The organism is Nonomuraea sp. NPDC049141 (genome assembly GCF_040648415.1).
Classification (GTDB): Bacteria; Actinomycetota; Actinomycetes; order Streptosporangiales; family Streptosporangiaceae; genus Nonomuraea.
On sequence record NZ_JBEZDR010000012.1, the window covers coordinates 45,547 to 66,487 of the forward strand.

Here is a 20,941-nt window from a genome sequence, read left to right on the forward strand (position 1 = left end):
ATCGTCATTCCCCGACAACTACCGCCAGCGGCCTAACAGGACCCTCTGGTAGGGGGAGCGACGACGGGGAGTTTGGTGAGCGAGCCGGTTCTGATATCGGCGGCGTAGTAGCCGTTGTCGGTCCTGGCCAGGAGGTGATCGGCGTCGAGCCATTGCTCGGTTGCCGGGATCGGGAAGTTTCGCACCGCTTTACCGGTCGCGAAGTCGATGAGCGTGAAGCCTTGGACCGCGATGAACTTGCCGTCGGGCGAGAGCGAAGGTTCGTCGTTGCGGTTGAGGCCCTCGAAGACGCGCGGTTTCTTGCCTGGAGAGACCCAGCGCAGGTCACTGTCGCCCTCGCAGTGTCGTGTCCCGAGTACTCCGGAAGAGGTCAAGCCGTAGAGGCGGCAGACGTTCTTGATGATCCTGGTTTCGCCGGTGTCAAAATTGGTGATCGTGGTTTCCGCCACCGCCACTGGAGAGGTGGCGAAGAACGTGCCGTCGCCCGAGATGGCCAGATGCGGCTCACCCTCGCGGACCCGGCCTACCGGCTTCGCGGTGAGCTGCCGGATCTGGCCGGTACGCAGGTCGAGCGCGACGTAGTGGCCGGAGGCGTCGTCGACGTAGACGACGCGGTGGCCATCGCGGCTCACGCCCACGATCTTCCTGACATTCTGGATCGCCACGTCCTGGCTGGATGCGAGACGGGCGATACCTGATGTGCTGATCCAGCGGACGGGGGATTGAGTGGGCGCGAACGGGCGCGGCCCCTCGGGAGCGGGGGAGGAGCAAGCCGTCAGCAGGAGTGCCGCCAGGGCGAGTGGGACCTTCATACCGCCCCGATCGTGATGTCGTCCCCGGCTACCTCCGGAGCGTACGGCACCGGCCGGGTCGCGCCGCTGAGCACGTTCATGAGGTAGACGGCGGCTGAACGGTACCCAGGCGCGTACAGCAGCACCTCGCCAGGCCCCGTCCACCGGTAGATGCGCCTGAGCTCGGCGGTCGGTGGCAACTGCGCGTCGACCTTGCGCAGCACCCGGCCGTTCTGGCCGAGGACCAGGACACTCCGGCCGGAGGCTACGGCGATCTCCTTGCCATCCGGCGATATGGCCGGCCGCCGGTCGGATTCCAGTTCCGCGCCCTGTGCTTTGGCGATCACTGAGCCGTCCAACGCCACGATCTTGACACCGTTGTAGGAGTGGTCCATCACCAGATGGCCGCCCGCCCATCCCCGAAGAGGCTCGTCGTCCTCGATGCGTATGACGGTGCCCGACCGCGTGTCGGTGATGGCCACTTCCTCTGCTTGTGGTTGTTCCATGGCCAGATAGCGGCTGTCGGGAGAGAAAGACAGGCGGACCTCGTAGAAGGCGGTCGGAACGGGAAGGATCGCACCGGTCGTGACGTCGTGGATCACCACCTGCATCCGGGCGAAGCTGTAGTAGGCGAGTTTGCGGCCATCCGGGCTCACCTGCACGTCGGTCTGCGGCAGCGCGTCCGGTAGCCGCCAGCGCCGTCCCGACGTGTCGACCACGAGCCATCCTTCGGACGGATCCGCTGAGGCGAACGGCTCGATCCGATCGGGAAACAGCTCGTCCCGCACACGCATGCCGTACCGGATGGGCTCGGCTGCCGCGGCAGGCAGAACCGGCAGCAGCGGTGGCTTTCGATCTGTGAGCGGGACCACGGCGGCTGAGCCCGCCACGCCGAGCAGGCAGAGGCAGGCGACGAGTTTCGGGAAGCGCGTCGGCGCCGGTCCCGGTGTCGTGGCCGCCTCCCGAAGCCGGGCGGTGAGCGCCGCCCTTTCCTGCTCAGGTACGGCAAGCGCTCGGACCTCGGCCTGGCTCAATCCGCACAACTCGGCCGTGTCCTGCTCGTCCCATCCCTCATGCAGCGTCGCAACCAGCACTGCCCGCTGCCGCCGGGACAAGCCCCGACCCCAGGCGGGCGCATCCCAGACGCGCAGCGGAGACAGGAAGCGGCGAAACATCCGGAAATAGGCGGCAGGGGTGCCGCTGCCCGTGGCGAGTCTCGCCGCCGATTGACCGGCGAGTAGGGAAGCGGCCCGTGCCTGCCGTTCAGCCAAGCCAGCCATTACCCGCCCCCCGCCACGCGATGTGAGAGATCCACTCGTCTGGCAACGCCGGGTCGCGGCGCGTGTCGCCCGTCCTCACGTCAACGAGTTGGTACGGCGAACCCTCGACGATGACCTCGTGATCATTGAACCAGGCGAAGATGCGGGGATCGTTTCTCCTGATCAATTTGATCTTCTTGCCGGACGTGGCGTCGCTGATGAGGACTCCGTCGAAGTCGTATGAGGCCACCAGCCGAAGATCGGGCGAAAGCAGCCCGCCGGTTAGTTTGCCAACGAACGCGCCCGTACCATCGCGCCGAACGGTCACGAGCCGGGCTTCCTCCAGATGGCGTGCGCAGCCGGGCACGCCCCAAACGACGGTGTCGGACAGTCCGTACACCTTGCAGATATCGGTGATCGTGCGCCGCTCGCCGGTCCGGAGGTTGGCGATCAGCGTGCGATCCCGATAGGAGATCGTGACGGCCCGGCCGTCGAAGGAGGTGTGCAGGGCGGTGATCCGGCCCGCGTCGGCGAGGTCGTGCACCGTTTCGTCCCGCAGGTCGCGTGCTCGAATACGGCCGTCCTGAACGTAGACGATCGTGTGACCGTCGCCGCTGACGATGAGAGGGTCGTCTGCCTGGATCTCGTTGAGCGTGAGCGTCTGTCCGGATCGCAGATGAAGCGCCCAGCCCTGGTCGTAGATGGGATCCCCGTACAGGATCGGCTCAGCCGTGAGGGCCTGCGGCCACAGGATGTAGACGCTGTAGCCAAGGATGAGTAGGGAGGCCGCGGCGAGGCGGCCTATTCGGCCGCGACGCGCGCGGCGTGCTAATCGGGTCCAGGTGCCAGGCACACGGCTGATCGTAGGGAAGGAAATGCCGTGGTGGAAGCCGGGGCAACTCATCCGGACCGCTGCTCCATGGGCCGCTATGTCGATAAGTATCGTTCTGCTGACGGAGGTATGTGACGTGGACGAACATCATTGGCTGACAGAGCGGTTCGTCGAGCATCGCTCGCATCTCCGCGCGGTGGCTTTTCGGATGCTGGGATCGCTGAGCGAGGCTGACGACGCGCTTCAGGACGCCTGGCTGCGTGCCAGCCGCGCCGATGTCAGCCAGGTGCAGAACATCGCCGGATGGCTGACCACGGTGGTGGCTCGGGTGTGCCTGAACATGCTGCGCTCGCGCGGTAGTCGCCACGAGGAACCGCTGGACATCCAGGCGGCTGATCCGCTGCTGGGCCCCGCGTCCACCGGGAATCCCGAACAAGAGGTGGTGATGGCCGACTCGGTCGGGGTGGCGCTGCTGGTGGTGCTCGACACCCTGAGTCCGGCTGAGCGGCTCGCCTTCGTGTTGCACGATCTGTTCGCCGTGCCCTTCGAGGAAATCGCCCCCATGCTGGAGCGATCACCGGAGGCGACCCGGCAACTGGCCAGTCGTGCCCGCCGCCGCGTCAAGGGTGCCGCACCCGCGCCGCACGTCGATCTGACCCGCCAGCGGGGAATCGTCGAAGCCTTCCTGTCCGCCACTCGCGGCCAGGATTTCCAAGCTCTGATCACGCTGCTCCACCCCGATGTCATGCTTCGGGCGGACAAGGCCGTCATGCTGACCGCGGAGCCCGTCGTGGTCCACGGAGCCGAGCCCGTCGCCAAGGGCGCGATGGCCGCCATGCAGCGGGCCCAGTTCACCGGACTCGCCCTCATCGACGGCGCCGTTGGCCTCGTGATGGCTCCTCACAGCCACCTGCGTGTAGCGCTCACGTTCAGCATCGTCGACGGCCTCATCACCGCCATCGACGTCATCGCGGAATCCGATCGTCTCGATCGACTCAATCTGGCGGTCCTCGACTGAGGGGTTGGGAGGTGGGATCGCTTGGATTCACCTCCCAACCGCTGGGCTCCTCGCATATGACGCAGGTCACATTCGACGGCGGTCACATCGTCGTATGACGCCGGGTCAAGGCAGTGACGGACTCACCGATCACGCCGCTGCGGCCCCGGCCCAGTGTCACCGAAGCAAGGAGCGCCCCAAATGGTGCACGTTATCGTCACTGTTCTCGCCGCCGCCTGGGTGGCTTTCTCCGCCTACGCCATCCTCACTCGCGCCGCGTGGGTCGTCCAACCGCTGGCGGCGTACGGTGTCCCGAGCTCCTGGTGGCCCTGGCTCGGTGCCGCCAAGGCTGCGGGGGCGGCGGGCCTGCTGGTCGGCCTGTTCGTGCCCGTGATCGGCACCCTGGCCGGAATCGGCCTGGTTCTGTACTTCGTCGGGGCCGTCATCACTGTGCTCCGGGCACGCTCTTACGCGACTGTCGCCTACCCGCTGCTGTACCTCGTGCCGGTTGTCGCCGCCCTCATGCTGGGATCCGCCGCCTGACCGCCCATCCAGAACACCCCGGTACCCCTCGCCGCACGTGACGAGTACCGGGGCGCAGGCTTTCGAGGTCTTTTACCTGCGGCATTTCGAGGTGATGACACGGTTCGTCGCACGACGGGTGGCCGACCCGCACGCGGTTGCCGACCTGACGGCGGAGATATTCCTCGCGGCGCTGCGCTCCCGGCACACCTACCAGCCGGGACGGGGCAGCGAGACCGGATGGCTGTACGGGGTGGCGCGCAACGTGCTGTCGACCCGACGACGCCGCAGCGAGCGCGAGGCCCGCGCCGTCGAACGGATCGTCGCGCGTCGGCTGCTGGTCCTGCGAACTCGTTCCAGCCCAGTTCAGCGGCGTGGAACGCGAGTGACTCCAGTGGAGGGCACTGCTGGTGCCGGCCGGGTGCTGTTCGTGCGTCACGGGTCAAGGAGTCCGGTGTCGTGGGCGCGGGCGACGGCCTCGGTTCGGGTGGCGACGCCGAGTTTGACGAGGATCCGTGCCACGTGTGTGGCCACGGTGTTCGCCGTGATGAACAGCTCCGTGGCGATCTGCGGATTCGACCGGCCGCGGGCGAGCACCCGCAGCACCTCGAGCTCGCGGCGGGTCAGGCCGAAGTCGTTGCGCACCGGGACCTTCGCGGCGTCGCCGAGTCGGCCGTGGGCGATGACGTCGTCGATGCGGGCCAGCAGCGGCGCGGCGCCCAGTTCGGCGGCGAGGGCGCGGGCCTCTCGTAGCCGGGAGCGGGCGCCGGGCCGGTTGTTCGAGGCGAGCGCGATACGGGCGGCGCCGGTCAGGGCAAGTGCGGTCTCGTACCGGTTGCCGAGGTCGCGCCAGGCCGTTACGGCCGCGTCCCAGGAGGGCAGGTCGCCGGAGCCGGACTCGGCCTGGAAAGTGAGCCGGTAGGCGGTGAGTGCGGGAGTGGCGGCGCGTACCGTGTCGGTCATGCGGGCCAGCTCTGCGAGTCGGTCGGCGCTTTCGGTGGCGACTCGCCGGTTCCGCGGGGCGGCGGCCCGCCGGGCGCGCTGGACCCGGGCTCCGAGCACCGCCAGCCGCAATACCTCGTGTGTCGGCCAGGTGGCCGGTGCCACCGACAGGAGCTCGCCGAGGATCCGGTCGGCCAGGTCTGCCTCACCCTGCTCCAATGCCCAGGCGATGCGCTGGACGGCGAACTCGGCCTTCGCCTCGGCGGCCCCGGCGGCATGCCGCGCGAACTCGCTCACCTGGCGGAACAGCAGCTCCAACCGGTCGGTCTCGCCCCGGCAGCGGGCGATGTCGGCGGCCGCCAGGCGCAGGAACGCGGCGTACAGCGGCGGCGGCCCGTCGGCCAGGGCGTCGTCGACGACCGCTACGGCCTCGTCCCACCGGCCGAGAAAGCGCAGGTGGATGGCGCGGGCGTTGGCGAGCATGCTGCCGCGTGAGCGGGTCCGGCCGAGTCGCTCGGCGGCCAGCTGCCCGATATGGGCGAGCTCGGCGGCCTGTTCGTAGAGGCCGACGGCCTCCATGAGTCCGGCCTCCCACTGGAACGTGGTCAGGAACGTGTGCTCGTCCCCGGCCGACTCCGCCGCCCGCCGGGCCTCGGCGTAGGTGCGCCTGGCCGGCTCGAAGACGCCGTCCATGCCGTCGAGCGCGGCCAGTACCAGCAGCGCGGGAGCTCGCAGGCCGTCGTCGCCGAGCCGTTCGGCCAGGGTCAGTGCCTCGGCCGCGTACTGCCGGCTTCGCTCCAGGCGGTGCGCGGCGACGCCGATGAAGCCCAGCGCGGACAGCAGGCGGCTGCGCAGCGCGTCCGACGAGCCGGGCGGCACGAGCGCGACCGCGTGTTCCAGGTCGTCCCATCCGTTGCCGTCGACGCGGCTCTGCGACTGGCCGCGCAGGCCGAGCAGCCGGGCCGTGCGCAGCGGTTGGCTCTCCGGATCGAGCTCGGCCAGGGCAGCGGTGGCGTGCGCGACGCCCGCGGCGGATTTGCCGGCCGCGAAGGCTGCCGCCGCGGCCCGTTCCAGAACGGTCGTGCGGTCGGCGTGGATGAGGAGGGAGGGGGCGGCGACCTGAGTCCATCGTGCCAGGACCAGTTCGAGCAGGTGGAGTTGCTCGTCGTAGGCGTTCTGCCGGCCGGCACGGTCGGCTGCGCGCCACGCTGCGGGCAGCGCCTGCTCGAACTCGCCGGCGGCCGTCCAGTGGTCGGCCAGGGCCGTGCTGTCGGGGGTGCGGGCGGCGAGCCCGGCGGCGTATCGAGCGTGGGTACGCCGCCGCTGTGCCGGCGGCAGCGAGGCGTAGACGGCTTCGCGGATCAGGTCGTGCCGGATCGCGTACCCTTCGTCGCCGGCCACCACGAGATCCCGCCCGGCCAGATCTTTGAGGGCGAGCAGGAGCTGCGTCTCCGGCAGGCCAGTGACCTCGCCCAAGACCTCGTCGGTCAGCCTGATGCCGGAGACGGCCAGGGCCGACAGCACCTGGTGAGTCAGATCGGGCAGGTCGGTGATCCGGTCGAGCAGCAGGGTCCGCAGGTCGGCCGCCGACGCCTCGTCCGTGGTGCTCAGCGCCTCGACGAACAGCGGATTGCCGCCGCTGCGCCGGTGAATGGCGCCGCTGCGGGAGCGGTCCGGCGGCCGGCCGTCGATGGCTTCCAGGAGCTCGGCCACGTCCCGGTGCTCCAGCGGGCCGAGACCGAGGCGTACCAGGTCTCGGCCGCGACCCAGCTCGGCGAGCAGCCGCCGGTTCGGATGGCCGGTGGCGAGCTCGCCGGTGCGGACGGTGCCGATCAACAGGACGCTGGCATCGGCCAGGTTGCGGACCAGGTAGGCGAACAGCTCACGGCTGGACGCGTCGGCCCAGTGCAGATCCTCCACGACCAGGACGACCGGCTGTGCCTGCGCGACCTGGCTGATCAGGGCCAGCATCTCCTCGAGCAGCCTGGTCCGCGTGTACCGGACGGGGGCGGGGCCGAGGTCCGGCAGCCAGTCGCCGAGCGTGGATCCGGCCGCCGGCAGGAGTGCCGCCACCCGGTCGCGGCCGAGCCGGCGTACGAGGTCGCGCAGGATGGCGACGAACGGCACATACGGGGCGCCCTCCGAGCCGAGTTCGAGGCAACCGCCCGACAGGACCAGCGGGTCACCGGGAAGCGCCCGCACCACGGTGGTGACCAGCCGGGATTTGCCGATGCCCGCCTCACCGGAGACCAATGCCGTGACGGGCCGCGCCGACCGGGCTTGTGCGTAGGCCGCCCGCAGCGTGGCGATCTCGTCCGCCCGGCCGACCATCACCGGGCTGACGGCCGACCCCACCATCACCTACCCGCCCTCCAAACCCGGACGCGATCTCACCAAGTCTGACGACGACAGCCTCCCGCCCTGGACGACACCCTGGGTCGTGTGTCCCGAACACTCCGGAAGGAAGCAAAAATGACCACTCAGCAGCGTACCGTCGTGGCCAACATCTCCCTCTCCCTCGACGGACGCGTCGTCGGCCCAGGCGGCGAGTACGACATGAGCTGGATCGTCCCCCACGCCGTCAGCGACGGCGCCCGCGCGCACATGGTGGACGTCACCCGCACGGCCACCACGGCGCTGCTCGGCCGCAAGAACTACCAGGGCTTCGCCGGCTTCTGGCCCGCTGTGGCCGACGACGACAGCGCCGACTCGAACGACCGCGCGTTCGCCCGCTGGCTCAACGACGTCGAGAAGATCGTTTTCTCCAGCAGCCTGGAGCGGGTGGACTGGGACAACGCGCGCCTGGCCACCGCTGACCCAGCCACCGTCGTCAAGCAGCTGCGGGAGCGGCCAGGGGGCGACATCATCGTCCTGGCCAGCAGCAGCGTCATTCGACAACTGCTCGACGCGGGCGAAGTGGATCGGCTCAGCATCACCCTGTGCCCGGAGCTCGTCGGCGGCGGGGCTCACCTGTTCACCGATGGCCCGGCCGGGTCCTCCTGGTCGCTCACCGCCACCAGCACGACCACCACCGGCGCGATCTGTCTCCTGTACGACCGGATCCGCGCGGACCGTCAGCGATGAACTCATCCACAACCCCTTTTGATGGGAGGACTCCATGAGTCACACACAGCCCGTAGCCGCCTCGCCGGCCCGGACACGGATCCGCGAATACGTTGCAACGGCCGGCCTATGGGTGGCGCAGGCCGTCCTGGCCGTCCAGCTCGGCCCCGCCGGCTTCCTCAAGGTCACGAGCGATCCGGCGATGGTGGAGATGTTCACCGCTGTCGGCGCCGGACAGTGGCTCCGATACGCCGTGGGCGTCCTGGAGATCGCCGCCGCACTCGGCCTCCTGATTCCGAGGCTTTGTGGGGCGGCCGCACTCGGCGTGGCAGGCCTGATGACCGGCGCGACCATCACCAACATCTTCCTTCTCGCTGCCCCGCCGTGGCTGCCCATCGGCTTGCTGGTGATGAGCGCGCTGATCGCCTGGGCACGCCGAACCCAGATCAAGGCCCTTCTGCGCCCAGTTCACTGACAAAGGAGATCCGACATGGGCAAGACAATCATGGGCTGCGCAGCGGTCTCGCTGGACGGTTACATCGCCGACGACCATGACGCGGTCGGGCCGCTCTTCGACTGCTACGGCAACGGAGACGTCAGCTGGTCCTTTGCCGACGGTGACGACAAGTTCCGGACCACGCAGGCGACGGCCGATTTCATGCGCGCCCAATACCCGGACATCGCCGTCGTCGTCATGGGCCGGCGGCTGTTCGACCTGACGAACGGCTGGAACGGCAAACCCGCCGCAGGCGAACACGTCTTCGTGGTCACCCACGAACCACCGAAGAACTGGGAGCATGCCGACACGGCGCCATTCACGTTCGTCAACGGCGTCGAGGCGGCCATCAGCGCCGCTCAGGACTACGCCGGCGATCGGATCGTCGACGTGGCAGCCGGCGAGATCGGAGCCCAGGCACTACGGCTCGGCCTCATCGACCAGATCGTCGTCAACGTCGTGCCCGTGGTGCTCGGCTCGGGCCGCCCGTTCTTCGCGACGGGTCCGCTGGCCGATCCGATCCTGCTCGACAATCCTTCGCAGGTCATCCGCGGGGACCGCGTGACGCATCTCGTGTACGACGTCGCGAAGAGGTGAGCAGTCCATCCGCGGCGAACCTCAGGTTAAGGGCCGCTTCCTGGTCATGGGAGGCGGCCTTCCGCCGTTTTTGCGGAGAATATCGTGATGAAGTAGCGTGACCTGCGTGACTGCCGGGTCGGCCTTGGGCCACGCACCAGAGAGCAGCCCGGCTGACGCTTGATCGCCGGGCGGGCCCGCGGTCCGCCGCCTTCTTCTCCATTCAGTACGGCACAGCAGGAACCACCAATGGAGAAGAATGCATTTCAACAAGCAGGTCATCGACGAGTTCCGCGCCAACAACGGCCAAGTCAATGGCTATTTCGAGGGAGCGAGGCTGCTCCTGCTCACCACCACCGGCGCCCGTTCGGGCAAGTCACACACGACCCCGCTCGCCTACCTGCCCGACGGCGCCGAGCGCATGCTGGTCATCGCCTCCGCCGGGGGAGCGCCGAACAACCCTGCCTGGTACCACAATCTGAAGGCCGACCCGCGCGCCACGGTCGAGACCGGCGTGCTCATCTTCGATGTCGAGGCGGAGGTCCTGGAGGGCGCCGAGCGTGAGGCGGCGTTCGCCCGCGCGGTGGAGGGCGACCCTGGCTGGGCCGACTACCAGGCCAAGACGGCGCGCACCATTCCGGTCGTCGCACTTCGCGTGACCGGTCCGCCCCGGGACAGCGCACCGTCGGTCGGTGCGTACCTCAAGCTGGTGCACGACGGCTTCCGCCGCGAACTCGCGCTGATCCGCAAGGAGCTGTCCGATTCAGGACGGCCGGGCCTGGGCGTGCAGCTCAGGATCAACTGCTTGACCGTCTGCCAGGGACTGCACCATCACCACACGGGCGAGGACACCATGATGTTCCCCGGCCTGGCCGAGCGGCATCCCTCGCTCGCTCCGACCTTGGAGCGGCTGGCCGAGGAGCACGAGCGCATCACCGTACTCCTGGAAGAGCTGACGCAGGCCCTTTCCGGTGGGGATCCGCTGAAGGTACGGGCCGAGATCGAACGGCTCGTCGATGAACTTGAGGCTCACCTGACGTATGAGGAGGAGCAACTGGTACCGGTTCTCGACCTCGCCTGATCAAAGGCCGTTCCCAGTTGTGGGGAGCGGCCTTTTCGGCTTCCGATCATCCACTTGGCGTGCCGTGATGTTCTTCGAGCACCGTGACGCCGACCACGCGCAGGGCCGCGATGAACGGTATGACGCGGTCGAGAACGTGGAAGTGAAGCACATGACCACTGTCCAGCCCGACGAAGGCCAACGCGCCCGGGCGGAGGCTGCCGGGGCGGCTCAGGACGATGGTGTGGATGCCTGTCAGCGGGAGGGAGCCGAAACGCCGGTAGTCGCCGGGATTGAGCGGCCAGAACGCGACCGCGAAGGCTGAAGGATCGCGGAAGGCGGCACGCATCCGATCAGCGGAGATCTTCCGGGTAGCCACGGTGACCGAGAGCACGATCACACCGATGCCGAGTATGCATACGGGGCCCAGCCAGCCCAACTGCAATGTCCCTTTGATCCCAGCGATTGTGAGGCCGATCAACGGGCCCACCATGAACGCCCGGTGACGCTTCCGGTGCTCGAGCGCCACTTGTTGCGCGGTTCCCGGGAGAGGGGGCAACGAGTGTGATTCAGCGATTTCATCGGACACGCGAGCCCCCGTGCGGGATCATGACGCGGCGCAGAGGAAGCCCAGTGTAAACGCGGCGGACAGATACGGCGGAGTCACGTCGTTTCGGATCCTGGGCGCGCTTCTTGATGTTGCTCGGCTGAGCGGGAGCGTCGATGCGCTTTGACCCGTTCGCGGGTCGCGCAGCGGCGTGAGCAGTAATGGCGTTCTGGGCCGCTGCCGTGGGAGATGAAGACGTTCGGGCAGTCGGGTGATGCGCAGATTCTGCCGGGCGGGCGTTGGTGGTCCCAGAGGAGGACCGTCAGTGCCATGCAGGACGAGGCCAGGAGCCATTCTTCCCAGGGGGCGTCGTCCTCATGATCGAGGTGTGGGTGCCAGGGGGTGCTGCCGCCGTGCGAGGTGAGGCGGAGCGGTCCGGTGTGCTCCCGCAGGAGGTGGTTGAGGGTGGTGGCGGCCTCGGTGGCGCTGTCGGCGGCGAAGACCTCCCGCAGTTGAGCGGCGGCCGTGCGCATCGCGGCGACGTCACGGGGGGTCAGGTCGATGGGGTCCATCTCGCCGTACACGCGGAGTACCTCGGCGACGGCGCCAGGGTCGGCGTGGTCGTCGGCGACGGCGTTGATGAGGGCGGCGGTGCGTCGCGCCGTGGTCAGCACGGAGTGCCGGGTGGACCAGTCGTCGGCGGTGGAGGGCATCCACGAAATGTAACGCATATTGCAGTGTTTTGCGTTACTTCCGTAACGTCTCCCGGGTGAAAAGACTGAGGCCCTATCTCGCCGGCGCTGTGGCAGCTCGTGCCGGGGATGAAATGTCGGGACCGGCGCTGATGCTGGCGGGATTCGCCCTCGCCGGATCGGCCACGGAAGCCTCGTCGCTGCTCGCGGGGATCACGGTCGCCGCAGCAGTCGGTGGCCCTGTGCTTGGTGTGCTCCTCGACAGGGCGGCGCGACCAGGCCGGCTGCTGGCCGGTGCGCTCGTGCTCTACGCGGCGGGTCTGGGGATGATCCTGGTGGGGCTCGGCCACCTTCCGATCGCTGTCAACGTCTTGATCGCGGTGTTCACCGGGCTGCTGGGGCCTGCGCTGTCGGGTGGGTGGACGGCTCAACTGCCTCGGGTGGTGTCGCGCGCCGAGCTGCCCCGGGCGAACGCACTCGATGCGATGACCTTCAGCATGGCGAGCCTGGCCGGACCGGCGCTCGCCGGTGGCGTCGCCGAGCTGTTAGGGGCGCCGACGGCTGTGACGGTCTCCGTGGTGCTCATCGGCCTGGCAGCGGCCGCCGCGTGGACGCTGCCCGCACGTTCCGGTTCAGCGCGAGACTCGCAGCCGAACTCGATGGTCGGCGACCTCGCCGCCGGAGTGCGGGTCATCGTCAGAAACGCGGGTCTGGCCCGCGCGACACTTACCTCGGTCATCTCCTGCGTCGCCCAAGGAATGCTGACGGCCTGTATCCCGCTCCTCGGCGAACGTGTCCTCGGTGGTGCCGGCCGCGGCGCGTTGCTGCTTTCGTGTGCGGCGATCTCCGCCTTGGTGGCCAATGCGGTGCTCGCCCGGTTGCCCCGTTCCGTCACCCCCGACACGATCATCTGGGTCGGTGCCCTGGTCCAGGCTGCCGCGTTGGCGCTGGCCGCGATGGGTCAACCGGCCGTACTCGTCGTCGCCATGCTCATCGCCGGAATCGGCCAGGGACCTCAGCTCACCGCCTTGTTCGCGGTGCGCCATCGGGAGGCACCGGAGAACCTGCGCGGCCAGATCTTCACCACCGGCGCCAGCCTGAAGATCACCGGCTTCGCCCTGGGGGCGGCCGCCGCGGGGCCGATCGCCACCTGGTCACTTCCCGGTGCTCTAGGGTTGGCGGCCACTCTGGCGGTCCTCGCGGCACTCGCTTTCCGGATCGTCCCGCCTACTCTCTGACACAGCTCTCCACGTCCTCGGGCAACACCGGCATCGGCCAAGACTCGTGCGGTGGCGGTGACCAGTCGTGCGCGAACGGTCCCTGGCGCGTCTCGATGAGCCCGATGACTTCCGCTCTGGCCGCGGCCACGTGCCGGTGTGCCTGGTCATCGATCAAGCCAGGACGCCTGCCTTGCTCATATTCGTCGACGTCTTTCCACTGGTAGCGGGAAAGGTCGGGTTCGGCGACGAGGTCCAGCAACAGGTCGAACGTGTCGATACCCAGGTGGGTGCGCTGTTTCGGCAGGTCGAAGTCGACGTACCAGGCCCGAGGCCAGTTGGCGGATGGTCCTGTCGCGGTGGGTTCGGCCGTTGACATAGGAAGTGATCCATGTGGTCGACATCAGGCTGCGCAGCCCGGGCCAGTTGACCACCTCCAGGCAGTCTTCCGTGTCGTGGACAACGCGGTAAGGCGCGGTCGACCAGACCTTGCCCTGCCATACGTGGCGGCGCACCACTGTCGATCCCGCCTCGAAGAATGTGTTGATCTCCTGTATCACCTGGGTCAACACGCCAATCGGAAGCCCATCGCGTAGATCGGTCTCTCGAACCAGCCGTGGCGGCGCCGGGTCCTGGCCAGGTCTCCGTATCTCGTGAAGCTTCCGCCGCGGGCGATGCGGTATTGAGGGGCCGCTGTCGTCAGGTCATCCAGGACCACGTTGCCGCCGGGGTACGGGCGGTACAGGTCTGACACGTACTCCTCGACATTGCCCCCCATGTCGTCCGCGCCGAACGGTGATCTGCCGTGGGGGAAGACGCCGACCGGGGTGGTGTCGAGAATGCCGCCTTCGATCGTGTTGAGCCGGGTCGGGTCGAAGTCGTCGCCCCACGGGAACTCCCGCCCGTCGTGGCCGGCGGCGGCGTACTCCCATTCGGCCTCGGTGGGCAGGCGGAACGCGCGGCCGGTCCGATGCGCGAGCCAGGTCGCGTACGCGTCAGCAGCCGCCGGTGGCACCGTCCACACCGGATGGTTGGCGTGGTGGTGTGGATAGGTCCCGAAGCGCCAGGACGTCGGCAGCCAGCGGGCTCCGGTGTCCACCAGGAATTCACGGTATTCCTGGTTGGTGACGGGAAAGCGGGCCAGCCGGAACGCGGCGACGTACGTCTCATGGTCCGGGCACTCCTTCTCGATCCACTCGGCACGGACTCCGACCGCGCGCCATGTGTCCACAACGGCGCTGACCCGATCTGGTCGCAATCCGAGGCGCACCCGGCCGTCCGGGATGTCGATCATGAGCGGCTCGAACGTGCTGATTCTGGGATCACCGACCAGCCCGAGGATCGTCGCCGCGGCGACCCGCCGCGGCAACGGAACCTCGTGGTCGTGCGCGAGCTCGACGAGCGTCGCCGGTGCCGCGCCGACCAGGTCGGCATTGGCCGTGAACAGGTCGGCGGGCAGCCCGTCGACGAACCCGCCCGGTAGGCCCATGGCCTCGCGATCGGACATGTGGTTGGGATTGCGCACCAGATCCGCCGTCACGGTGCGGGCACCTCATAGACGGCGCCGTCATAGGAGCCGGCGAGGAAGACATCCCGCTTGACGTCGAAGGCCATGGAGGATATCCCCGACGCGGTCGGACGGACGGTCACGGGCCACGTGCCCGTCAGCAGGTCGTACACCGCGATCGAACCGTCGTAGCTGCCGGTCGCGACGAACCGTCCGGTCCCGTCGGCGGACACGCACTTGATCGAGTGGCGATGCGGGGTCTTCACCACGGTGACGGTGCGGTCGGCGTCCCAGATCCGCAGGATGAGATCTCTGCTGATACTGGCGAACCTGGATCGTCCCAGATGGACACAGCCGTTGGCGATCTTGCTGTGCGCTTTGGGCTGATGGTGGATCAGTTCGAGAGTGGCGACCGAATGCCAGGCGGCGCTGCCGTCGGCGCACACCGAGAAGATCACGTCGTCGGACGCGGCCACTCCCTTGATCGCGTTGGCGTGCATCGGGAACGTGCTGACCTGCTCGGCCCAGCCCTCGGTACCGGTCCGCAGCAGGATGCCCTCGCCCGTGTAGGCGCCGACCAGCACGTGCTCCGCGCCGTCGCGGTGGAGGATCGTGGCGGTGTTCAGCGGCGAGTGATGCTGGTGGAGCCGGCGCCCGCTGAGCGCGTCGAAGACCGTGCCGAGCTGCCCGCCGGTGATGACGACGCTGGTGGCCGGCGTGAGGAAGTTGCACAGGCTGCCGGGCCGGGACTGCTCGTCGTGGACCCCGCCGAGCGTCCGCCAGACGATGCCGGCATCGCCGACCGAGAGCACCGCGTCCCCGTGGGCGCACGCCGCGTTGACGCCGCGGGTGGTCGGCACGACCTCGTCGAGCCACCGGTGCTCCTGGTAGTCGTAGGTACGGTACGACGCGCCGAAGGTGCCGAACACCAGGCGCGACGAGCCGGTGAACGCGGCGGACCGCGGCCACACGTCAGTCGGGAGGTCGGCGGTGCTCAGGCGGGTCAGCTCGCCGGTGTCACCGATGCGCCACAGCGCCATCGTGCGGTCGTAACTCAGGCTGGCCAGCAGCCCGAGCTCGGTGTTGAGCACCAGTCGTTTCACGCCCGCCTTGTGCGCGCTGGTCACGGTCCGCGTGCCGTTGCCGACCATCAGGATCTCGCCGGAGTCGTTGCCGGCGAAAATGATCTCGTCCTCACCGACCACGATCGTGTCGGTCTCCACCCCACCGAGATCGATGTCGTCCACCAGTCCCTCGTGCGCCATGGACCACCGCTTGACCGTGCCGTCGTCGCTGGACGTCACCAACCCGTCGCCGTCGCGGGCCCATTCGACGGAGATCACGTCAGCGGTGTGGCCGGCGAACCGGTGCCGCAGGCGGCCGTCGAAGTCGAACACCCGCACCAGGCTGTCCCGGGACGCGGTCGCGACCAGTTGCCTGGTCGGATGGAAGACCGCCATCTCCACGTCGTCGTCGTGATCGCCGAGCACCGCGGTCAGCCGAAGGTCGGGTATGGACCAGAGCCGGGCGCTGTAGTCGCTGGACGACGTGACCAGGCGGGTGCCGTCCGGGCTGAACGAGCACTGATTGACCAGATGGTCATGGAACGCGCGGCTGATCGGCGTGCGCTGCGGCAGCTCCCACAGCACGATCTGGTTGTCGTAGCCCGCGGTGGCGATCATCTGGTCCTGGAAGGCCGCGATTCCACTGATAGGCGCTGTGTGCGTGATCACGCGTTTCTCCTGAGGTTCTCGTCGAGATCGATCAGATGTCCGGCGTACCGGATCTTGGTGCGGAGGTACTCGCGATTCGCCTCGGTCACGAATGCGGTAGTCGGTGTGACGTTGCGAACCGTGATGCCGTTGGCGGCCAGCTGCGCGGCTTTGTCGGGGCTGTTGGAGAGCAGGCGGATCTCGCTCACGCCGATGGCCGTCAGCATCTGCGCCGCGACACTGAAGTTGCGCAGGTCGGCAGGGAAGCCGAGCTTCCGGTTGGCCTCGAACGTGTCGTAGCCGAGTTCCTGGAGCCGGTAGGCGTCGATCTTGTTGTACAGCCCGATGCCGCGGCCTTCCTGACGCAGGTAGAGGATGACGCCGCCGGCCGAGCGCATGAGGTCGATCGAATGGCGCAGCTGCGGACCGCAGTCGCACCTGGCTGAGCCGAACACGTCCCCCGTCAGGCATTCGGAGTGCAGCCGTACGAGTGGCGAGTCCTGGGCGGCCGGGTCGCCGAAGAGGACCGCGAGGTGCTCCAACCCGTCGACCAGCCCGCTGAAGGTGACCATGGTGGTGTCGAGCGCTGCGGCCTCCGTCGCCGCCAGCGGGACCAGGACGCTGCTCCGCACTGCTACCCGTTCGCCCGCGTCAGGGGCTGTCTCCCGCCACATGAGGCGGGTGCGGTGCAGCCACACGGCCGCCGCCAGGCCGACCGCACCCAGCAGCGCGAACGTCGGCTGAGCGCCGATCGCGGCGACGCCGACGGGGACGAGCAAGGGTGCGACGAACGCCGGAATGCCCCCCAAGAGCCGGAGGATCCCGCTGACCCGGCCGATGCCCGCCTGAGGCACATGCTTGACGATCATCATCTCCAGCGAGGCGGCGAGCATCCCGTTCACCGCGGTCAGCAGCACCATGGCCGCGATGAGGGCGGCCAGGACCGGCACCGCCATCGCGAACAGCGCGACGGTGAGCCCGGCCGCGCCGGCGATCAGGCTCGGGTAGAGCCGGAACTCGCGCCGCTGCGACAGGGCGAGCGAGCCGGCCAGACCGCCGACCGCACAGCCGGTCATGATAAGTCCGACCTTGTCGGCCGGGATCTTCCAGCGGTCCTGGAGGATGAACAGCGCCAGCGTCATCGTGCCGGACGACCCGATGAACACCAGCGGGAACTTGATCACCGTGGCGATCATGACCGCGCGGTCGGCGCGGAAGATCCGCCAGCCGTCCACCAGATCCGCGCCGAGCGCCCGCACCCCGGCCGGCGCCAGCCGTACCAATCGCGGAGGCTTGATCCGCATCGCCCACACGAGGATGGGCACCACGCAGGTCACGACGTTGAACCACAGCAGCCCCAGGTAGCCGACCACCGGCAGCAGGAGCCCGACCAGCAGCGGGCCGATCACCAGAGTGGCGAGGAACAGGCTCTTCAGCGTTCCCCGCGACCGGACCGGGCACTCCGGGAACATGGTCGGCACGCCGGCCATCCAGCCGGCCCGGTACGCGGCACCGGCGAGCTGGATGATGCCGCCCAGGACGAACAGCAGGACGATCGGCGCGCCGTCGGCGAGCGCGAACACGTTGAGTGCCGATGCGGCCATGATCTGCACCACAAGACCCGGCACGACCAGCACCCGCGGACCCCACCGGTCGACCACGACGCCGAACAACGGCCCGAGCAGCAAGCCGATCGGGACCAACGCGGCCAGCAGCGACATCAGCACCACTGAGCCGGTCAGGTCGAACGCCAGCAGCGGCAGCGCCGCGGTGTAGACGCCCTCGCCGACGTTGTTGACGGTGTTGCCGGTGGCGAACAAGACGAACCGCCGGGACCGCCAGGGTGACGGCTCCTGGACGGACGCGCCATCCTGACCGGCCTGGCGGGTGCCCGGCGGGCTCACAGCGCGTCAGCCCGTTCGATGTCCAGTGGTCGCAGCACGATGTCGCCGACCCCGGACCGGGGTAGGTACACGTCCTTGACCTTGGCGAAGGTGCCCTTGCTCGGGCCCATGTCGAGCCGGTACAGCCCGAGGTAGCCGCCGCGCCCGCCGACGATCACCAAAGGCCGGCCGTCCGCGGTCCGCAGGCTCGCCAGTCCCTTGGGGAAGTCGGCGAGATCTTCGACGAGCCCGACGATCTCCCCGGTGAGGTAGTCGTAGGCGGCCATCTGCATGCCGTAGCAGACGGCGACCATGAGGTTGTCGACGAGCAGGCCGTTCTCGACGGTGTTGTCCAGCAGCTCGTACCACTGCCGCGCGATCTTCCGCGACTCGAACGGGATCTCCTTGACTCCCCAGCCGCCGCTCACGTACAGGGCCGTGTCCGTCGCCCACATGCGCTTCGGGTAGTAGTCGCTGCCCATGTCGAGGCCCCACCGGATCTCGTGCGAGTCCGCCGCGTGCACCCGGATCCGTCCGTCCCGGCTGGCCAGGACCCGCTCGCCGCCGGCGAGGTAGGTGCACGCCCAGCCGAGTGTGCCCTCGACCTCGATCCGGTCCACCAGCTCGCCGGAGGCGAGATCGAACTCCAGCCCGCCCGCGTTGCTCGCCACCAGTACCCGGCGGTGATCGGGGGAGACGGCGAGGGCGTGCCCGAACGCCGGGAGGTCGCGCACCCAGCGCTGCCGTCCGTCCGCGTCGGCCACGTACACCTTCCGGTCCCAGGTGACCGCGGCGAAGCCGTGCGGAAGCGCGACGACCCGGCGGGTGAAGCCGAACCCGGCGACGTGATGCGCGACGACGTCGAGAGTGAGGTCGCCCGCGGTCTCGGTGAAGTCGACGACCGTCACCCCGTCGTCGGTCGCGACGTAGAGCCGCTCGGTCCGCTCCAGCGAGTGCTGGATGTCCCAGACGCACTGGCGCCGGAAGTCCGCCCTGGTCAGGAAGGCGCCGTCCCGGTCGACCTTGACCAGTTCGCCGTCCTGGGACAGCAGATAAACCGATCCGTCGGCGCCGACGGTCGCGTCGACGAGCTGGTGGGTGAAGCCTGACACGGTCGCGATGATCCGAGCCTTCGACCCGGTGTTGTCGAAGATCTGCAACTCACCGTCGAACCCGCCGGCGTACGCCCGGTCGTAGTCCGGCGAGAACGTCAGCATCTCGACGTCATTGCGGGCGAACGCGATGCTCTGCAGCTCCGCTCCGTCCAGTCCGAGCAGCATCACGCCGTTGGCGATGCCGTCGCTGGCGCCCGTACCGCGGTCCTGGATCGCCCAGAAGCGATCGTGCCGGACGTCGTACCGGATCCGGTGCACGTTGCTGCTGTCCAGCTGCAGTGCGGTGGGGAATTCGAGGGTCGCCAGCGAGCCGATGTAGACCCGGCCCGTCTTGTCCGACGCGGCGTGTACGGTCGGGTGCTCGGCGCAGATCCAGTCGAGCGGGTCGTCCCCGCTGAACGATTCGACGACCCGCTCGACCTTGAACGTCTCCAGGTCGATGATCGCCAACTGCCGGAAGCCGTTGTTGACGTACACCTTGCCGTCGAACACGGCGATGCCGCGGCTGGCGGTCTGCGACGGCTGCTCATCCTCAAGCAGGGGGTCGGGATCGCGGTAGGCCGCGGCGGGCAGGACGTCGAGGACGTCGAGAGTGTCGAGGTCCCACCGGCTGATGTTGCCCAGCTTGTCCTTCCCGATGATCCAGCGGTCGGCGACCGCCAGCGTCAGGAGCGGACGACCGCTGGTCTGGGTCGAGTCACCCACAACGGGTGACGAACGGACGATGTTGAGGTCATCGTCGAAGAGGTGGACCCTGCCGACGAGATCGCTCACCACTAAACCGACACCATCGACGTACAGCACCCGCACGAGTCGATTGGTGATCTCCATTTGACGGGCTTCCTTTCGCTTCTGAGCAGATCTCGCTTCCACGCGGATCCGATCCACGATGTCGTTCGCTGAGGGGAGTTCCGCGCCGGCCCAGCCACGACCGGGCCGGCGCGGAACCGGAGAGTTAGTTGATCGGACGGGCGAACCTGCGAACCGGCTTGCGGAACATGAGCCCTCACCTCCTCCCAGCTCTTGGTACGGGGGTCTGGTTCGCCAGGAGCGGTGGCGAACAGGTCCTGGTCCCGCTGTCAGCGGTGACGGGTCCGAACAGGGCCGAGATCCACCCATCGACCTCTGCGACGACAGCTGGATGGGTGATCTCGCCCGCGTCGTCGAGATGGTCGTCGGCGTCGAAAGCCAGCGCGAGGTCGGGGTTCAGCACGTGCGCGCCACAATGCACCAGCGTCTCGCGCAGCCGCGTCAGAGCCAGCCGCCCGCCATGATCCCCGGGCGCCACACTCGCGATGCCGACGGCCTTGTCCGTGAGTACGCTGTGGCGGTACGGCCGGGACAGCCAATCGAGCGCGTTCTTGAGCACCCCCGACGGACCGCCGTTGTATTCCGGCGTGCTGACCACGACCGCATCCACCGCGGCCACTGCCTTTTTGGCGGCACGCACCGCCGCCGGAATTCCGGCGATCTCCACATCGCTGTCATACGGCGGGAACTCTCGCAGCCCAAGGGTCGACACGTGGAGGCCCCGGCGTTCGATGAGCGTCCCCGCGGTGCGGATCATGGCCGAATTGAATGACCCCTGGCGAAGGCTCCCCGAAATCAACATGACGCGAAACTCAGACATGAAAACCCCCGGCGAATTGCGGCGCATCCCCCGCGACGCAGTCCTGCCTTTGAGGCGTTCCGCTTCGTTCCATCCCCGTTCCGGGTGACTAACCGCTGGG

At 68.4% G+C, this 20,941-nt stretch carries 19 protein-coding genes and 1 pseudogene; 8 read left to right on the forward strand and 12 right to left on the reverse strand.

Annotated elements, in window-relative coordinates; all coding sequences use genetic code 11:
- Positions 1-32: 32 nt before the first annotated feature.
- The 3 genes from AB0B91_RS33530 to AB0B91_RS33540 are packed head-to-tail and all read right to left on the reverse strand — an operon-like array spanning position 33 to position 2,903.
- The gene (locus AB0B91_RS33530; RefSeq protein ID WP_358327995.1) at positions 33-812 is read right to left on the reverse strand and encodes a hypothetical protein; all 780 of its coding nucleotides are present in this window, start codon (positions 810-812) and stop codon (positions 33-35) included.
- Positions 809-2,062, reverse strand: coding sequence for a hypothetical protein (locus tag AB0B91_RS33535; RefSeq protein WP_358327997.1), 1,254 nt, complete (start codon positions 2,060-2,062; stop codon positions 809-811). Before AB0B91_RS33535 ends, AB0B91_RS33530 begins: the two co-directional genes overlap by 4 nt.
- On the reverse strand, positions 2,055-2,903 hold the full coding sequence (locus AB0B91_RS33540; protein ID WP_358327999.1) for a hypothetical protein: 849 nt from the start codon (positions 2,901-2,903) through the stop codon (positions 2,055-2,057). The genes AB0B91_RS33535 and AB0B91_RS33540 overlap by 8 nt, the downstream gene beginning before the upstream one ends.
- Before the next feature lie 115 nt (positions 2,904-3,018).
- On the opposite strand from AB0B91_RS33540, the gene AB0B91_RS33545 reads away from it, so the two are divergent.
- From AB0B91_RS33545 to AB0B91_RS33555, 3 genes and pseudogenes are all read left to right on the forward strand, one after another.
- Positions 3,019-3,900, forward strand: a complete 882-nt coding sequence (locus AB0B91_RS33545; RefSeq protein ID WP_358328001.1) for a sigma-70 family RNA polymerase sigma factor — start codon at positions 3,019-3,021, stop codon at positions 3,898-3,900.
- 180 nt (positions 3,901-4,080) lie between these two features.
- A complete protein-coding gene (locus tag AB0B91_RS33550) occupies positions 4,081-4,422 on the forward strand; it encodes a DoxX family protein (protein WP_358328003.1) in 342 nt (113 codons plus the stop codon).
- A gap of 37 nt (positions 4,423-4,459) precedes the next feature.
- Positions 4,460-4,687, forward strand: a pseudogene (locus tag AB0B91_RS33555) (sigma factor); the annotation flags it as partial.
- Positions 4,688-4,836: 149 nt separating this feature from the next.
- Here the strand turns inward: AB0B91_RS33555 and AB0B91_RS33560 are convergent.
- Positions 4,837-7,701 carry an AAA family ATPase gene (locus AB0B91_RS33560; protein WP_358328877.1) on the reverse strand — a complete coding sequence of 955 codons (2,865 nt, stop codon included), beginning with the start codon at positions 7,699-7,701 and terminating at the stop codon, positions 4,837-4,839.
- 114 nt (positions 7,702-7,815) lie between these two features.
- Between AB0B91_RS33560 and AB0B91_RS33565 the strand changes: the two genes are divergently transcribed.
- The 4 genes from AB0B91_RS33565 to AB0B91_RS33580 all read left to right on the forward strand — a co-directional run bounded on the left by AB0B91_RS33565 (position 7,816) and on the right by AB0B91_RS33580 (position 10,559).
- Positions 7,816-8,427, forward strand: coding sequence for a dihydrofolate reductase family protein (locus AB0B91_RS33565; RefSeq protein ID WP_358328005.1), 612 nt, complete (start codon positions 7,816-7,818; stop codon positions 8,425-8,427).
- A 34-nt stretch (positions 8,428-8,461) separates the two neighbouring features.
- Positions 8,462-8,881, forward strand: a complete 420-nt coding sequence (locus AB0B91_RS33570) for a DoxX family protein (protein WP_358328007.1) — start codon at positions 8,462-8,464, stop codon at positions 8,879-8,881.
- A 15-nt stretch (positions 8,882-8,896) separates the two neighbouring features.
- Complete coding sequence (locus AB0B91_RS33575) at positions 8,897-9,499, forward strand: dihydrofolate reductase (protein ID WP_358328009.1); 603 nt, start codon at positions 8,897-8,899, stop codon at positions 9,497-9,499.
- Between the two features lie 238 nt (positions 9,500-9,737).
- Positions 9,738-10,559 (forward strand): nitroreductase/quinone reductase family protein, encoded by an 822-nt coding sequence (locus AB0B91_RS33580; RefSeq protein ID WP_358328011.1) that lies wholly within the window; start codon positions 9,738-9,740, stop codon positions 10,557-10,559.
- Between the two features lie 46 nt (positions 10,560-10,605).
- Here AB0B91_RS33580 and AB0B91_RS33585 read toward each other — a convergent pair whose 3' ends face one another.
- Positions 10,606-11,127 (reverse strand): hypothetical protein, encoded by a 522-nt coding sequence (locus AB0B91_RS33585; protein ID WP_358328013.1) that lies wholly within the window; start codon positions 11,125-11,127, stop codon positions 10,606-10,608.
- Between the two features lie 74 nt (positions 11,128-11,201).
- Complete coding sequence (locus AB0B91_RS33590) at positions 11,202-11,798, reverse strand: CGNR zinc finger domain-containing protein (RefSeq protein ID WP_358328015.1); 597 nt, start codon at positions 11,796-11,798, stop codon at positions 11,202-11,204.
- Between the two features lie 56 nt (positions 11,799-11,854).
- Between AB0B91_RS33590 and AB0B91_RS33595 the strand changes: the two genes are divergently transcribed.
- The gene (locus AB0B91_RS33595) at positions 11,855-13,015 is read left to right on the forward strand and encodes an MFS transporter (protein WP_358328017.1); all 1,161 of its coding nucleotides are present in this window, start codon (positions 11,855-11,857) and stop codon (positions 13,013-13,015) included.
- On the opposite strand, the gene AB0B91_RS33600 is transcribed toward AB0B91_RS33595, so the two are convergent.
- The 6 genes from AB0B91_RS33600 to AB0B91_RS33625 form a co-directional block, all read right to left on the reverse strand.
- Positions 13,005-13,373, reverse strand: a complete 369-nt coding sequence (locus AB0B91_RS33600; RefSeq protein WP_358328019.1) for a DUF402 domain-containing protein — start codon at positions 13,371-13,373, stop codon at positions 13,005-13,007. The two genes, AB0B91_RS33595 and AB0B91_RS33600, sit on opposite strands and share 11 nt — an antisense overlap.
- Positions 13,374-13,559: 186 nt before the next feature.
- The gene (locus AB0B91_RS33605; protein WP_358328021.1) at positions 13,560-14,534 is read right to left on the reverse strand and encodes an SUMF1/EgtB/PvdO family nonheme iron enzyme; all 975 of its coding nucleotides are present in this window, start codon (positions 14,532-14,534) and stop codon (positions 13,560-13,562) included.
- Positions 14,531-16,234: a WD40 repeat domain-containing protein gene (locus AB0B91_RS33610; RefSeq protein WP_358328023.1), complete on the reverse strand. Its 1,704-nt coding sequence runs from the start codon at positions 16,232-16,234 to the stop codon at positions 14,531-14,533. The genes AB0B91_RS33605 and AB0B91_RS33610 overlap by 4 nt, the downstream gene beginning before the upstream one ends.
- On the reverse strand, positions 16,231-18,117 hold the full coding sequence (ribA, locus tag AB0B91_RS33615; RefSeq protein ID WP_358328024.1) for a GTP cyclohydrolase II RibA: 1,887 nt from the start codon (positions 18,115-18,117) through the stop codon (positions 16,231-16,233). The genes AB0B91_RS33610 and ribA overlap by 4 nt, the downstream gene beginning before the upstream one ends.
- Complete coding sequence (locus tag AB0B91_RS33620) at positions 18,114-20,042, reverse strand: WD40 repeat domain-containing protein (protein ID WP_358328026.1); 1,929 nt, start codon at positions 20,040-20,042, stop codon at positions 18,114-18,116. Before AB0B91_RS33620 ends, ribA begins: the two co-directional genes overlap by 4 nt.
- A 175-nt stretch (positions 20,043-20,217) precedes the next feature.
- Positions 20,218-20,868: an NADPH-dependent FMN reductase gene (locus AB0B91_RS33625; protein WP_358328027.1), complete on the reverse strand. Its 651-nt coding sequence runs from the start codon at positions 20,866-20,868 to the stop codon at positions 20,218-20,220.
- Positions 20,869-20,941 lie beyond the last annotated feature (73 nt).